The following is a 261-nucleotide window of genomic DNA, read 5'->3' as shown; positions in this document are numbered from 1 at the left end:
CCGTTCTGATTGCGGGCAAGGCGACGATCAACGCGGTTGGCCTTGTGGTTGGCGGGCTTGATGTAGCCGCCGAAGTAGCCGCCATCGACCTCTACCGTCTTGCCTTCACCGCCGAGCGTGCGGCCCTTCAACTCCACAGCCATCGCCTCGCGCAATTTGTGCAGCAGAACGAACGCGCACTTGTATGAGACGCCGAGATCGCGCGTGAGAGCCAGTGCGCTCTTGCCCTTCACTTCGTTGACGAAGATGGCGATGGCGGCG

The 261-nt window shown here is 62.1% G+C and carries 1 pseudogene; it reads right to left on the bottom strand.

Annotated elements, in window-relative coordinates:
- Nucleotides 1–261: pseudogene (locus CVH10_RS21725) on the bottom strand (IS1595 family transposase); the annotation flags it as partial.

It is taken from the genome of Halomonas sp. ND22Bw (assembly GCF_003011945.1).
Taxonomy (GTDB): domain Bacteria; phylum Pseudomonadota; class Gammaproteobacteria; order Pseudomonadales; family Halomonadaceae; genus Halomonas; species Halomonas halophila.
This window is presented reverse-complemented; position numbering and strand designations above follow the sequence as displayed.